We start from the raw sequence: 13,850 nt of genomic DNA, 5'->3' as shown, positions 1-13,850 counted from the left end.
CCTGCGAAAAAACGAGAATGCGTTTTTATTTGAAGGAATGAGCAATGACAAAAATAAAAAGCCAGGGAGACGGCCTTTTACCCGCTGTATCCCGACGTCAGTTTATCCAGGCCGGGTCGGCGCTTGCTGCCCTGCCGTTTGTCGCCCGCGTAGGCAAAGCAGAAGCGAGTGAAGGCACCGCCGCACAAGACGAGCCTGCGGAAAACATTATTCAGACCTGCAGCACATTTGACTGCGGGGGGAAGTGTGATATTCGGGCCCACGTCAACGATGGCGTAGTGACCCGAATTTCCACGCGCCCGGATAATGAGCTGGATCCGCAAATGCCAGTGATGCGCGCCTGCGTTCGTGGCCGGGCTTACCGGAAATTTGTTTACCATCCTGACCGTTTAAAATATCCGATGAAACGCGTGGGTAAGCGCGGTGAAGGAAAATTTGAACGTATTTCGTGGGATGAAGCTACCACGCTTATTGCCGAACGGTTAAAAACGATCACGCAACAATATGGCGCAGCCTCGCGCTATGTTCATGTGGGTACGGCGGTTTCCGGGGGCACCTTTTCCGGGGATAAGATGGTCCGTCGTTTGCTCAACTTAACCGGCGGATACCTTGAAAGCTATCATTCGGTCAGTATGGGCAATACAGCTGCCGCGACGCCTTACACCTACGGCACCGCCGCCAGCGGCAGTTCGCTGGATACACTGCAGGATACCCGGCTGGTGATCCTCTGGGGTCATAACCCAACGGAGACCATTTTTGGTCACAGCAACTACTATTTCCAGAGGATGAAGCAAAACGGCACGCGTTTTATCGTGGTTGATCCACGCTACTCAGATACCGTTTCATCCCTTGCCGATCAATGGATCCCCTTATTACCGACGACCGATAACGCGCTGATGGACGCGATGATGTACGTTATCGTCACGGAAAACCTGCACGATCGTGAATTTATTCAGCGCTATACGCTGGGCTTCGATGAAGCCTCAATGCCTGAAGGTGTGCCCGCCAACGAGTCTCTTGTCGCCTATCTGACCGGTGCGAAAGATGGAGTGGTGAAAACTCCCGAATGGGCAGAGCAAATTACCCATGTGCCAGCGCAGACCATCCGGCAGCTGGCACGCGACTATGCCACAACAAAACCTGCCGCGTTAATTCAGGGCTGGGGTCCACAGCGCCACAACTGCGGCGAACGCACTGCGCGTGGCTCTACGCTGCTGGCAACGCTGACGGGCAATGTTGGCGTAAAAGGTGGGTGGGCTGCAGGATATGGTGGTTGTGCCAACCGGAAATTTGCGGTCGGTCCTGACATGCCGGATAACCCGGTCAAAGCAAAAATATCGGTGATGAACTGGGTTCAGGCCGCTGACGATGCCTCACAGGTCACACCGGATGTCGGCCTGAAGGATGCTGAAAAGCTCGACAGTAATATCCGCATTCTGTTTTCTCTGGCGGGTAACTATCTTGCTAACCAGAACCCCGATCTGCACCAGGCGACACGGGTACTGGAAGACGAGTCGAAAATTCAGTTCATCGTTGCAAGCGATCTCTTCATGACGCCGAGTGCCCGCTATGCCGATCTTCTGCTGCCGGAAACCAGCTTTATGGAACGCTGGAATATCGGTGAAACCTGGGGGACCGCAAGCTATCTGATCCTGTCGGAAAAGCTGATCAAACCCGAATTTGAACGCCGTTCAGACTATGACTGGCTGCGCGAAGTAGCCGCTAAGCTGGGTATCGAACCGGCCTTCAGCCAGGGGTGGGATGAAAAGGCGTGGATTGAACACATATGGGAGCAGACACGCCTGGCGATGCCAGAGGAAAACTTGCCTGACTTCGCGACGCTGCAAAAGACGCGGCAACATCTCTTCAAAAGCGCACCGTATGTCGCTTTTGAGGACAATATTCGCGACCCGCAAAATCATCCCTTCCCGACGCCATCCGGAAAAATTGAGATCTTCTCGAAGCGTCTTTACGACATGCATCACCCGGAAATCCCTGCGCTGTCGCATTACGTGCCAGCCCATGAAGGACCGGAGGATGAACTGGCGAAGACGTTCCCGCTACAGCTCATTACCTGGAAGGGGAAAAACCGCGCCAACTCCACTCAGTATGCCAACCCATGGCTGATTGAGGTTCAACAGCAAAGGTTATGGATTAACCCACAGGACGCGCAAAAACGCGGTATTGCGCAGGGAGATACCGTGCGTATTCACAATGCACGGGGGATATGTGAAATCCCGGCCGAAGTCACGCCGCGCATCATGCCTGGCGTTGTTGCCATGCAGGCTGGCGCCTGGTGGCAGCCGGACGAGCGGGGCATTGATAAAGGTGGCTGCGCGAACGTGCTCAGCTCCGCCCGTATTACCGCACTTGCGAAAGGGAATTCTCATCAAACCATGCTGGTGGAGGTAGCAAAAGCATGAGTCAGTTTAAACACTACGCGCCGGTGAGCGACAAACAGCTGGGCTTCTATATCGACTCATCCCGCTGCTCGGGCTGCAAGGCCTGCCAGGTGGCATGCAAAGATAAAAACAACCTTGAACCCGGGCGTCGTTTCCGTCGCGTGTACGAAATCAACGGCGGGAATTTCATCCCAACCGGCCAGGGCGGCGTCAGCAATAACGTTTTTGCCTACACACTTTCTGTCTCCTGCAACCACTGTGCGGATCCTGTCTGCACCAAAAACTGCCCGACCACCGCGATGCATAAGCGTCCGGGTGACGGCATCGTGCGCGTCGATACGGATAAGTGCGTCGGCTGTGGATATTGTGCGTGGTCATGCCCCTATGGCGCGCCGCAGCTCAACGAGCAGACCGGGCAGATGTCCAAATGCGATTTTTGCGTGGATCTGCAGGCGAAAGGCGAACAGCCTGTCTGCGTGGCAACCTGTCCCCTTGAAGCAATCAAATTCGGGCCGATTGATGAACTTCGGGCGAAATACGGTGTGGTCTGTGACGTGAAGGGATTGCCTGATTCCTCCATCACCAAACCGAACCTGGTGATCAAAGCACATCAGGGCGCAGAGAAAGAGGGGACACGTCATGCATGAGTTACCGTTGCTGATTTTTACCCTGTTCCTTCAGGGATCGGTAGGCGTTACGCTCTGGCTGGTGCGCGGAGGCGCGCAGGCTTCGCCGCGTAACGCGCTGCTGCCTGCTGCCGGGGCATTCGTGCTGGCCTGCCTGGGGCTGCTCGCCTCGACGCTGCATATGGGCTACCCGCTCAATGCTCTTAACGCGCTGCGCCACGTATCCAGCTCCTGGCTGAGCCGTGAGATTGTATTTGCCAGCCTTTACCTTGCGGCGCTTGGTCTTGCGACGCTGCTGATGTTCGCGAAAAAACCAGGCTGGAAGCCGCTTCTGGCGGTGGCGGGTCTTGTCGGGCTGGTGGACGTGTTCTGCATGGCGCAGATTTATATCCATACGTCGGTTGTCACCTGGCAGCACATCAACACGCTGGTGCTGTTCATCGGCTCGGTGGGAATCATTGGCTCAGCCTGCGTGGCCGTTGGGGCGCCTTCCCGGATTAACCTGCGTGCGGCGGTTGTGATTATTACGCTGCTGGTGCTTGTGCGTCTGGTGATGCAGCCCGTCTGGCTGGCCGACATTACAGCCATGGACAACACCGTGGTGACATTCCCTCACGCTCCGTTACGGATGCTGGAGCAACTGCGCACGATGCATCTGCTGAGCTGGTGCGTTTCCGTTGCGGGCATGCTGTGTTTTGCCGCGGGCGGTCTGAAGGCCGCGCGAGGCCCGGTGCTGCTGGGCAGCGCATTACTGATTGTGGGTGAGCTAATGCTGCGCTTCGTTTTCTTCAGTATTGGCTGATGGACGGATTAACGCTTATCCCGGCGATGGACGTGACGCATGCGTGCGTTTGTCGCCGTTTCCGCCATGCCTCCTGCCACGCCTGTGCGGACGCTTGCCCTGTGCAGGCGTTCTCTTTTACGGACTCGGGCGTTCTGATTGATGACAGCCGTTGTATTGAATGCGGTGACTGCCTGTTTGTCTGCCCAGCCGGAGCCATTACCGGCATCGTACCGCGAAAACGCTTTTTGCGTGGAGATACGCTTGTCGGGCCGTTTACAAAACGCGCACCTGGAGTGAATGAGCTGCTACTGTGGCACGCGCAATACCGCGTTCGTTTTATCAGTATTGAGGTGGAGCACCATCCTGACTGGCTGCTGGCGCTTGCCCGGCTTAATCTTACGCTTCGCCGACGCGGTGAAGCGGCGTGGGCATTTAAGCTCATCCCGCACAACGAGGTGAATCTCGCCCGCCGTGCGCTAATGCACGTTCCCCGCGAGGATGTTCGTGCCTGTCGCGTCATGCCTGGCATGCGTGAGTTGCGAAGGGCTTTTCCCGCGTTTAGCGAGGCAGAGATCGCTCTCGACGCCGGAAAGTGCGTGCTGTGCGGGGCGTGCTGGCGAAGCTGTCAGGAAAAGGCGATTCGTTTTGAGAACGCCAGTCTGAGGGTGGAAACCGAATATTGCACCGGTTGCGGTGGTTGTGAAGCGGTTTGCCAGCATGCGGCGATAAAAGTGACACAAACAGAGGGAATAGCGAAAACGGTAACCATGCCCGCATATGAGGCCAATTGCCAGACGTGCCGCCGTCAGTTCTGGTCATTTACGCCGGAAGAAAAGCAGTGCCCGCTCTGTTTCCACCATCACTACGGGATGCGAAATCTGTCCTGTTGCTAATCTTCGTCTCATTTTAAAAAAATGTTATGTATAACCATAGGCAATGGCGCTATTGCTCTTTATAATCCGCGCCACACCATACTCAGGTATGCAAAAACAACAGAACATTTTACAGAGGTTATCAATGGCTATTGAACGTACTTTTTCCATCATCAAACCAAACGCGGTGGCAAAAAACGTTATTGGCAGCATCTTCGCTCGCTTTGAATCAGCAGGGTTTAAGATCGTTGGCACCAAAATGCTGCATCTGACCGTTGAGCAGGCTCGCGGTTTCTACGCTGAGCATGAAGGTCGCCCATTCTTTGACGGTCTGGTTGAGTTCATGACCTCTGGCCCGATCGTGGTATCCGTGCTGGAAGGCGAAAATGCGGTACAGCGTCACCGTGACCTGCTGGGTGCAACCAACCCGGATAACGCGCTGGCAGGTACGCTGCGCGCTGACTACGCTGACAGCTTCACCGAGAACGGCACCCACGGTTCTGACTCTGTTGAATCTGCAGCGCGCGAAATCGCTTTCTTCTTCGCAGAAGGCGAAGTGTGTCCACGTACCCGTTAATTTAACGGTTTCGTTTACACATTATTTTCGTAAATGCCACGTGCAAACGTGGCATCCCTGCGCCAGACTTTGTACAATGCAACGCCCCGGACGAGCAGAACGCTTTCCGGGGCGTTTCTTTTCAACCCTCCATGGGCCATAACGTGTAACAACGAGGCCGGAAAATATTATGTCTGAATTAGTGAATACCTCCGAAGTCGCCACGCCTGCGGTTCCAAATAAAAATGGAAAAATTAACCTGCTGGATCTGAACCGTCAGCAGATGCGCGAGTTCTTTAAAGAGTTGGGCGAGAAGCCGTTTCGTGCCGATCAGGTCATGAAATGGATGTACCACTATTGCAGCGACAACTTTGATGACATGACTGATATCAACAAAGTGCTGCGCAACAAGCTCAAAGAAGTGGCTGAAATCCGCGCACCGGAAGTGGTGGAAGAACAACGCTCTTCAGATGGCACCATCAAATGGGCGATTGCCGTTGGCGATCAGCGTGTTGAAACCGTGTATATCCCGGAAGACGATCGCGCCACGCTGTGCGTCTCTTCTCAGGTTGGCTGTGCGCTGGAGTGCAAATTCTGCTCAACCGCGCAGCAAGGTTTTAACCGTAACCTGCGTGTATCGGAAATCATTGGCCAGGTCTGGCGTGCCGCGAAAATCGTTGGCGCGGCGAAAGTGACCGGAACCCGCCCAATTACCAACGTGGTGATGATGGGGATGGGTGAACCGCTGCTGAACCTGACTAACGTGGTTCCGGCAATGGAAATCATGCTGGACGATTTCGGTTTTGGCCTCTCCAAACGTCGCGTGACGCTCTCTACGTCAGGCGTGGTTCCGGCTCTGGATAAGCTGGGCGACATGATTGATGTGGCGCTGGCCATCTCTCTGCATGCGCCAAACGATGAAATCCGCGACGAAATTGTGCCGATCAACAAAAAGTACAATATCGAAACCTTCCTTGCGGCGGTGCGTCGCTACCTGGAAAAATCCAACGCTAACCAGGGCCGCGTAACCATCGAGTACGTGATGCTCGACCACGTGAACGACGGTACCGAGCATGCGCATGAACTGGCTGCACTGCTGAAAGATACGCCGTGCAAAATTAACCTGATCCCATGGAACCCGTTCCCGGGAGCGCCGTATGGCCGCAGCTCGAACAGCCGTATCGACCGTTTCTCGAAGGTGTTGATGGAGTACGGTTTCACCACCATCGTGCGTAAAACCCGTGGTGATGATATCGATGCCGCATGCGGTCAGCTGGCGGGTGATGTGATTGACCGAACCAAACGTACCCTGCGTAAACGCATGCAGGGCGAGACGATTGCGGTCAAAGCTGTTTGATTATTATGCAATCACGGCGCATTATTGCGCCGTGAAGCATAATCTTACTGAATAATCAGTCAGATTCGTGATGACTGAGTAATAATTACGGTGCGTTTCATACGACTTTCGGGCAGTATGTAACGACGTAACAACAGTTTAGCTTCACGGGCAGGGCGCACTGTCATCTCCGGGCTGACAGTCTTATACTGACTGTTCAAGGTTAACTGACCAGAAGTTTCGCGGTGCGGGTGGCATTGTGACTCACCGGCACCTGAACCCTTATTTTTCACGTACCAGTAGTTGTAGCGAATGAATACTGAAGCCACTCACGACCAACATGAAGCACTCTCCACTGGCGTTCGTCTTCGCAACGCCCGTGAACAACTCGGACTCAGCCAGCAAGCCGTTGCAGAACGCTTGTGCCTGAAGGTTTCCACGGTTCGCGATATTGAAGAAGATAAGGCACCTGCCGATCTGGCTTCAACATTCTTGCGCGGGTATATCCGCTCTTACGCAAAACTGGTGCACATCCCCGAAGACGAATTACTGCCAATGATGGAGAAGCAGGCACCGGTTCGTGCAGCCAAAGTTGCACCGATGCAGAGCTTCTCTTTGGGCAAACGTCGTAAAAAACGTGATGGCTGGCTGATGAGCTTCACCTGGCTGGTGCTGTTTGTGGTGGTCGGCCTGACCGGCGCATGGTGGTGGCAAAACCACAAGGCGCAGCAGGAAGAGATCACCACGATGGCCGATCAATCCTCCGCCGAACTTAACCAGGCCGGAAACGGTAACGCGCAGAGCGTTCCACTGAGCACCGACAGCGCGGCAACGACCAGCGAACCACAAACCGCGACGACCGATACGCCAGCTACCGACGCTGCGCAGACCCCAGCGGCAACGGCTAACACGTCAGCGCCTCAGACGCAGGCTCCAGCGCAGGATCAAAACGCGGTGGTTGCACCTTCTCAGGCTCCTGTGGATACCGCAACGAACGCACCGGCGGCGAACACCGCTGCCTCCCTGCCGACCGATCAGGCCGGTGTCGCAACGCCCGCGGTTGACCCTAACGCGCTGGTGATGAATTTCACTGCAGACTGCTGGTTAGAAGTCACTGACGCAACAGGTAAAAAACTGTTCAGCGGCCTGCAGCGTAAAGATGGCACGTTAAACCTAACCGGTCAGGCACCGTATAAACTTAAAATCGGCGCTCCGGCAGCGGTACAGATCCAGTATCAAGGAAAACCTGTCGATCTGAGCCGCTTTATCAGAACTAACCAGGTTGCACGTCTTACCGTTAATGCCGAACAATCAGCAGCACAGTAACAGACGGGCTACGCGGGAGATTTTTCATGCATAACCAGGCTCCGATTCAACGTAGAAAATCAAAACGGATTTACGTTGGGAATGTGCCAATCGGCGATGGGGCGCCTATCGCCGTCCAGTCGATGACCAATACGCGCACCACGGATGTGGAAGCGACGGTCAACCAAATCAAAGCCTTAGAACGCGTAGGCGCGGACATTGTTCGCGTCTCCGTGCCGACCATGGACGCCGCAGAGGCGTTCAAACTGATCAAACAGCAGGTCAGTGTGCCGCTGGTTGCAGACATCCACTTCGACTACCGCATTGCGCTTAAAGTTGCCGAATACGGCGTCGACTGCCTGCGTATCAACCCAGGCAACATCGGTAACGAAGAGCGTATCCGCATGGTGGTGGACTGCGCACGCGATAAGAACATCCCCATCCGTATCGGCGTGAACGCCGGTTCTCTGGAAAAAGATCTGCAGGAAAAGTACGGCGAACCCACGCCGCAGGCGCTGCTTGAATCCGCGATGCGTCACGTTGATCATCTGGATCGTCTTAACTTCGATCAGTTCAAGGTCAGCGTAAAAGCCTCTGATGTCTTCCTGGCGGTAGAGTCCTATCGTCTGCTGGCGAAGCAGATCGAGCAGCCCCTGCACCTTGGGATCACCGAGGCGGGTGGCCTGCGCAGTGGCTCTGTCAAATCAGCCATCGGCCTGGGTCTGCTGCTCTCGGAAGGGATCGGCGACACCCTGCGCGTTTCGCTGGCGGCCGATCCGGTCGAAGAGATCAAAGTTGGCTTCGACATACTGAAATCACTGCGTATCCGCGCACGTGGGATCAACTTCATTGCCTGTCCAACCTGTTCACGTCAGGAGTTTGACGTCATCGGAACCGTGAATGCCCTGGAGCAACGTCTTGAAGACATCATCACCCCAATGGACGTCTCCATCATCGGTTGTGTGGTGAATGGCCCGGGTGAAGCGCTGGTGTCAACGCTGGGCGTCACCGGCGGTAACAAGAAAAGTGGTCTCTATGAAGATGGCGTTCGTAAAGATCGTCTGGATAATAGTGATATGATCGACCAGCTTGAAGCGCGCATTCGTGCCAAAGCGTCGATGATGGACGAAGCGCAGCGTATCAGCGTTCAGCAGGTTGAAAAATAACGTGATGGGAAGCGAAGTGCTTCCCATGTATGATTGAACCCATTCTTTGGGTTCTTTTTTGTATATAGAAAGAGAATAAACGTGGCAAAAAACATTCAAGCCATCCGCGGCATGAACGATTATCTGCCTGGCGAAACCGCCATCTGGCAGCGCATTGAAGGCACACTGAAACAGGTGCTCGGCAGCTACGGTTACAGCGAAATCCGTTTGCCGATTGTAGAGCAGACCCCGTTATTCAAACGCGCGATCGGCGAAGTGACCGACGTGGTTGAAAAAGAGATGTACACCTTTGAGGACCGCAACGGCGACAGCCTGACGCTGCGTCCTGAAGGTACGGCGGGCTGCGTACGCGCCGGCATCGAACATGGTCTCCTGTACAATCAGGAGCAGCGCCTGTGGTATATCGGCCCGATGTTCCGCCACGAACGTCCGCAGAAAGGTCGTTATCGCCAGTTCAACCAGCTGGGTGTGGAAGTGTTTGGCCTGCAAGGCCCCGACATTGACGCTGAGCTGATCATGCTGACCGCCCGCTGGTGGCGTGCGCTGGGCATCTCCGAGCACGTCTCTCTTGAGCTGAACTCTATCGGCTCTCTGGAAGCGCGTGCTAACTACCGCGATGCGCTGGTGGCGTTCCTTGAAGAGCACAAAGAGAAGCTGGACGAAGACTGCAAACGTCGCATGTACAGCAACCCGCTGCGCGTGCTTGATTCCAAAAATCCGGACGTGCAGGCGCTGCTGAACGATGCGCCTGCATTAGGCGATTATCTGGACGACGAGTCTCGCGAACACTTTGCTGGTCTTTGCAAACTGCTCGAAGCAGCAGGCATTGCCTATACCGTTAATCAGCGCCTGGTGCGCGGTCTGGACTACTATAACCGTACCGTGTTTGAGTGGGTTACCACCAGCCTCGGTTCGCAGGGCACCGTGTGTGCTGGCGGCCGTTATGACGGTCTGGTTGAGCAGCTTGGCGGCCGTGCCGCGCCTGCGGTTGGCTTCGCAATGGGCCTTGAGCGACTTGTTTTGCTGGTTCAGGCAGTTAATCCGGAATTTAAAGCAGATTCCGTTGTCGATATATACCTGGTGGCCTCAGGCGCGGAAACGCAGTCTGCGGCGATGCAGCTTGCTGAACGCGTGCGCGATGCACTGCCGGAGGTTAAGCTGATGACCAACCATGGCGGCGGCAACTTCAAAAAACAGTTTGCTCGTGCCGATAAGTGGGGCGCAAGTATTGCACTGGTGCTGGGTGAGTCCGAAGTGGCCAACGGCGAAGTGGTAGTGAAAGACCTGCGCTCTGGTGAGCAGACAACGGTAACGCAGGACGGCGTTGCGACGCACTTGCGCACTCTATTGGGCTAAGGAGAAGGACTGCGTGGAAATTTACGAGAACGAACACGACCAGGTCGACGCGATCAAACGCTTCTTTGCTGAAAACGGCAAAGCGCTGGTTGTTGGGGTTATTTTAGGTGTAGGTGCATTGATTGGCTGGCGCTACTGGAACAATCATCAGGCGGATTCCGCGCGCGGCGCGTCTCTGTCCTATGAAAATACCGTGAGCGCCATTCGTGCCGATCAGCCGCAAACGCTGACGGCAGCAGAGAAATTTGCCGCTGACAACAAAAACACCTACGGTGCGCTGGCCGCGCTGGAAGTGGCTCAGCAGTACATTGATAAGAACGAACTGGATAAAGCGGCTGCCCAGCTGTCGCAGGGGCTTGCGGCCGCCAGCGATGACAACCTGAAAGCGGTTATCAATCTGCGCCTGGCCCGTATCCAGGTTCAGCAGAAAAAAGCTGATGAAGCGCTGAAAACGCTCGATACCATCAAAGGCGAAGGTTTTGCTGCCATCGTTGCCGATCTGCGCGGTGAAGCACTGCTGAGCAAAGGTGATAAAGCGGGCGCGCGTAAAGCGTGGCAAGCTGGTGTAGATAGCAATGCATCCCCTGCGCTGAGCGAAATGATGCAGATGAAAATAAATAATTTGTCCGTCTGAGAGGGACCCGATGCAATTGCGTAAATTACTTCTGCCAGGACTGCTTTCTGTTACGTTATTGAGTGGCTGTTCACTGTTCAGTGGCGAAGAAGACGTTGTGAAAATGTCCCCGCTGCCGACGGTTGAAAACCAGTTTACCCCGTCAACCGCGTGGAGTACTTCCGTGGGCGATGGAATTGGTGATTTCTATTCCAACCTGCACCCGGCTTTTGCTGACAGCGTTATCTATGCGGCTGACCGTAAAGGTACCGTAAAAGCGCTTAACGCCGATGACGGAAAAGAAGTGTGGTCCGTTAACCTGGCGGAAAAAGACGGCTGGTTCTCCCGTAAACCTGCACTGCTGTCTGGCGGCCTGACCGTTGCCGGCGGTCACGTATATGTGGGAAGCGAAAAAGCACAGGTCTATGCCCTGAACACCAGCGACGGTTCTGTTGCCTGGCAAACCACGGTTGCCGGTGAGTCTCTGTCTCGTCCGGTGGTGAGCGACGGCCTTGTGCTGATCCACACCAGCAACGGCCAGCTGCAGGCGCTGAACGAAGCCGATGGTCTGGTGAAGTGGACCGTCAACCTGGATATGCCATCACTCTCCCTGCGCGGCGAATCTGCCCCGGCGACAGCCTTTGGTGCTGCCATTGTGGGTGGTGATAACGGTCGCGTGAGCGCAGTACTGATGCAGCAAGGTCAGATGATCTGGCAGCAGCGTATCTCTCAGGCGACGGGGTCAACTGAAATCGACCGTCTGAACGACGTCGACACGACGCCTGTTATTGTCAACGGTGTGGTTTATGCGCTGGCGTACAACGGCAACCTGACCGCGCTCGATCTGCGCAGTGGCCAGATCATGTGGAAACGTGAACTGGGCTCAGTGAATGATTTCATTGTTGATGGTAACCGCATCTATATGGTTGACCAGAACGACCGTCTGCTGGCGCTGAGCACCGATGGCGGCGTGACGCTGTGGACGCAAAGCGATCTGCTGCACCGTCTGCTGACCGCACCGGCGCTGTACAACGGTAGCCTGGTGGTGGGTGATAGCGAAGGCTACATGCACTGGATCGATCCGGAGACGGGCCGCTTTACTGCGCAGCAAAAAGTCGACAGCTCTGGCTTCCTCACCGACCCGGTTGTGGCTGACGGCAAACTGCTGATTCAGGCAAAAGACGGCACGCTGTACGCGATCACGCGTTAATTACCCGGCGGTTGTAGTATACTAAACGGCTCCTGTTCACTCAGGAGCCGTTTTGACATTTTTAAAAACGCTGCGAAAGCGACGTTATTTTGAATTTTATGAGGCTTCAAACATGGTACCTGTGGTCGCGCTTGTCGGGCGCCCTAACGTTGGAAAATCCACTCTTTTTAACCGTTTAACACGCACCCGTGATGCGCTGGTTGCGGATTTCCCGGGGCTGACGCGTGACCGTAAGTACGGTCGTGCAGAGGTGGAAGGACGCGAGTTCATCTGTATCGATACCGGTGGTATCGACGGGACAGAAGACGGCGTTGAAACCCGCATGGCGGAGCAGTCTCTGCTGGCAATCGAAGAGGCAGACGTGGTGCTGTTTATGGTGGATGCCCGTGCTGGCCTGATGCCTGCGGATTCCGCCATTGCTAAACATCTGCGTTCGCGTGAAAAACCGACCTTCCTGGTGGCGAACAAAACTGATGGTATCGATGCCGATCAGGCGATCGCCGATTTCTGGTCTTTAGGTCTGGGTGATATCTACCCGATCGCCGCATCGCATGGCCGCGGCGTGACCAGCCTGCTGGAAACCGTTCTGCTGCCGTGGGTTGACGAAGTGAACCCGCCGGAAGAGGTGGACGAAGACGCGGCATACTGGGCGCAGTTCGAAGACGGTGAAGAAGGCGAAGAAGAAGAGCCTGAAGAGACATTCAACCCGCAGGATCTGCCGATTAAGCTGGCCATTGTGGGGCGTCCAAACGTAGGTAAGTCTACGCTCACTAACCGTATTCTGGGCGAAGAGCGTGTGGTGGTATACGACATGCCGGGCACCACCCGCGACAGCATCTACATCCCGATGGAGCGTGATGAGCGTGAGTATGTACTCATCGACACCGCGGGCGTGCGTAAGCGCGGAAAAATCACCGATGTGGTGGAGAAATTCTCCGTCATTAAAACCCTTCAGGCGATTGAAGATGCCAACGTTGTGCTGCTGGTTATCGACGCGCGTGAAGGTATATCCGATCAGGACTTGTCGCTGCTCGGCTTTATCCTCAATAGTGGGCGCTCACTGGTTATCGTGGTGAACAAATGGGATGGCCTGAGCAATGAAGTTCGTGAGCAGGTGAAAGAGACGCTGGACTTCCGTCTGGGCTTCATCGATTTTGCTCGCGTGCACTTTATCTCTGCGCTGCACGGCAGCGGTGTGGGTAACCTGTTCGACTCCGTGCGTGAAGCGTATGATAGCTCCACCCGTCGTCAGAGCACCGCTATGCTGACCCGCATCATGAACATGGCAGCAGAAGACCATCAGCCGCCGCTGGTACGTGGCCGTCGCGTGAAGCTCAAATACGCCCACGCCGGTGGTTATAACCCGCCAATCGTGGTGATTCACGGCAACCAGGTGAAAGACCTGCCGGATTCCTACAAGCGTTATCTGATGAACTACTTCCGTAAATCGCTGGACGTGATGGGCACCCCTATCCGTATCCAGTTCAAGGAAGGGGATAACCCGTTTGCTAACAAGCGCAACACCCTTACGCCAAACCAGATGCGTAAGCGTAAGCGTTTGATTAAGCACATTAAGAAAAGCAAATAAACTTTGCCTGTCTCACGAAAACCCGCGCCTGTCGCG

The 13,850-nt window shown here is 55.1% G+C and carries 12 protein-coding genes; all 12 read left to right on the top strand.

Going from position 1 to position 13,850, the window contains the following annotated elements:
• Positions 1-44 precede the first annotated feature (44 nt).
• The 12 genes from VF709_RS04930 (at position 45) to der (ending at position 13,814) form a co-directional block, all read left to right on the top strand.
• The gene (locus VF709_RS04930; RefSeq protein ID WP_045293481.1) at positions 45-2,423 is read left to right on the top strand and encodes a DMSO/selenate family reductase complex A subunit; all 2,379 of its coding nucleotides are present in this window, start codon (positions 45-47) and stop codon (positions 2,421-2,423) included.
• Positions 2,420-3,049 (top strand): DMSO/selenate family reductase complex B subunit, encoded by a 630-nt coding sequence (locus VF709_RS04925; protein WP_013098282.1) that lies wholly within the window; start codon positions 2,420-2,422, stop codon positions 3,047-3,049. The genes VF709_RS04930 and VF709_RS04925 overlap by 4 nt, the downstream gene beginning before the upstream one ends.
• The gene (locus VF709_RS04920) at positions 3,042-3,830 is read left to right on the top strand and encodes a dimethyl sulfoxide reductase anchor subunit family protein (protein WP_149896175.1); all 789 of its coding nucleotides are present in this window, start codon (positions 3,042-3,044) and stop codon (positions 3,828-3,830) included. Before VF709_RS04925 ends, VF709_RS04920 begins: the two co-directional genes overlap by 8 nt.
• Entirely contained in the window at positions 3,830-4,705 is an 876-nt protein-coding gene (locus tag VF709_RS04915; RefSeq protein WP_440230991.1) for a 4Fe-4S binding protein, read from the top strand. Before VF709_RS04920 ends, VF709_RS04915 begins: the two co-directional genes overlap by 1 nt.
• Positions 4,706-4,829: 124 nt before the next feature.
• A complete protein-coding gene (gene ndk / locus VF709_RS04910) occupies positions 4,830-5,261 on the top strand; it encodes a nucleoside-diphosphate kinase (RefSeq protein WP_003860625.1) in 432 nt (143 codons plus the stop codon).
• 169 nt (positions 5,262-5,430) lie between these two features.
• On the top strand, positions 5,431-6,597 hold the full coding sequence (locus tag VF709_RS04905; RefSeq protein ID WP_013098279.1) for a bifunctional tRNA (adenosine(37)-C2)-methyltransferase TrmG/ribosomal RNA large subunit methyltransferase RlmN: 1,167 nt from the start codon (positions 5,431-5,433) through the stop codon (positions 6,595-6,597).
• Between the two features lie 291 nt (positions 6,598-6,888).
• Positions 6,889-7,902 carry a cytoskeleton protein RodZ gene (rodZ, locus tag VF709_RS04900; RefSeq protein WP_440230990.1) on the top strand — a complete coding sequence of 338 codons (1,014 nt, stop codon included), beginning with the start codon at positions 6,889-6,891 and terminating at the stop codon, positions 7,900-7,902.
• Positions 7,903-7,928: 26 nt separating this feature from the next.
• A complete protein-coding gene (gene ispG / locus VF709_RS04895) occupies positions 7,929-9,047 on the top strand; it encodes a flavodoxin-dependent (E)-4-hydroxy-3-methylbut-2-enyl-diphosphate synthase (RefSeq protein ID WP_020690022.1) in 1,119 nt (372 codons plus the stop codon).
• Positions 9,048-9,128: 81 nt separating this feature from the next.
• Positions 9,129-10,403: a histidine--tRNA ligase gene (gene hisS, locus VF709_RS04890; RefSeq protein ID WP_038420371.1), complete on the top strand. Its 1,275-nt coding sequence runs from the start codon at positions 9,129-9,131 to the stop codon at positions 10,401-10,403.
• A gap of 13 nt (positions 10,404-10,416) precedes the next feature.
• A complete protein-coding gene (locus VF709_RS04885; protein ID WP_013098275.1) occupies positions 10,417-11,037 on the top strand; it encodes a YfgM family protein in 621 nt (206 codons plus the stop codon).
• A gap of 10 nt (positions 11,038-11,047) precedes the next feature.
• Positions 11,048-12,226: an outer membrane protein assembly factor BamB gene (gene bamB, locus VF709_RS04880; RefSeq protein WP_029882244.1), complete on the top strand. Its 1,179-nt coding sequence runs from the start codon at positions 11,048-11,050 to the stop codon at positions 12,224-12,226.
• Between the two features lie 112 nt (positions 12,227-12,338).
• Positions 12,339-13,814, top strand: coding sequence for a ribosome biogenesis GTPase Der (gene der, locus VF709_RS04875; protein WP_029882245.1), 1,476 nt, complete (start codon positions 12,339-12,341; stop codon positions 13,812-13,814).
• Positions 13,815-13,850 lie beyond the last annotated feature (36 nt).

Origin of the sequence: Enterobacter sp. Lyrl_3, from assembly GCF_051948675.1 — a bacterium.
GTDB lineage: Bacteria > Pseudomonadota > Gammaproteobacteria > Enterobacterales > Enterobacteriaceae > Enterobacter > Enterobacter cloacae.
The sequence above is the reverse complement of the archived record's forward strand: the minus strand, read 5'-3'. Positions and strand labels throughout refer to the sequence as shown.

Excerpts from the sequence above, each read along its gene's own strand:
- VF709_RS04930 (WP_045293481.1), top strand. The coding sequence starts at position 45 with ATGACAAAAATAAAAAGCCAGGGAGACGGCCTTTTACCCGCTGTATCC.
- VF709_RS04925 (WP_013098282.1), top strand. The coding sequence starts at position 2,420 with ATGAGTCAGTTTAAACACTACGCGCCGGTGAGCGACAAACAGCTGGGC.
- VF709_RS04920 (WP_149896175.1), top strand. The coding sequence starts at position 3,042 with ATGCATGAGTTACCGTTGCTGATTTTTACCCTGTTCCTTCAGGGATCG.
- VF709_RS04915 (WP_440230991.1), top strand. The coding sequence starts at position 3,830 with ATGGACGGATTAACGCTTATCCCGGCGATGGACGTGACGCATGCGTGC.
- ndk (WP_003860625.1), top strand. The coding sequence starts at position 4,830 with ATGGCTATTGAACGTACTTTTTCCATCATCAAACCAAACGCGGTGGCA.
- VF709_RS04905 (WP_013098279.1), top strand. The coding sequence starts at position 5,431 with ATGTCTGAATTAGTGAATACCTCCGAAGTCGCCACGCCTGCGGTTCCA.
- rodZ (WP_440230990.1), top strand. The coding sequence starts at position 6,889 with ATGAATACTGAAGCCACTCACGACCAACATGAAGCACTCTCCACTGGC.
- ispG (WP_020690022.1), top strand. The coding sequence starts at position 7,929 with ATGCATAACCAGGCTCCGATTCAACGTAGAAAATCAAAACGGATTTAC.
- bamB (WP_029882244.1), top strand. The coding sequence starts at position 11,048 with ATGCAATTGCGTAAATTACTTCTGCCAGGACTGCTTTCTGTTACGTTA.
- der (WP_029882245.1), top strand. The coding sequence starts at position 12,339 with ATGGTACCTGTGGTCGCGCTTGTCGGGCGCCCTAACGTTGGAAAATCC.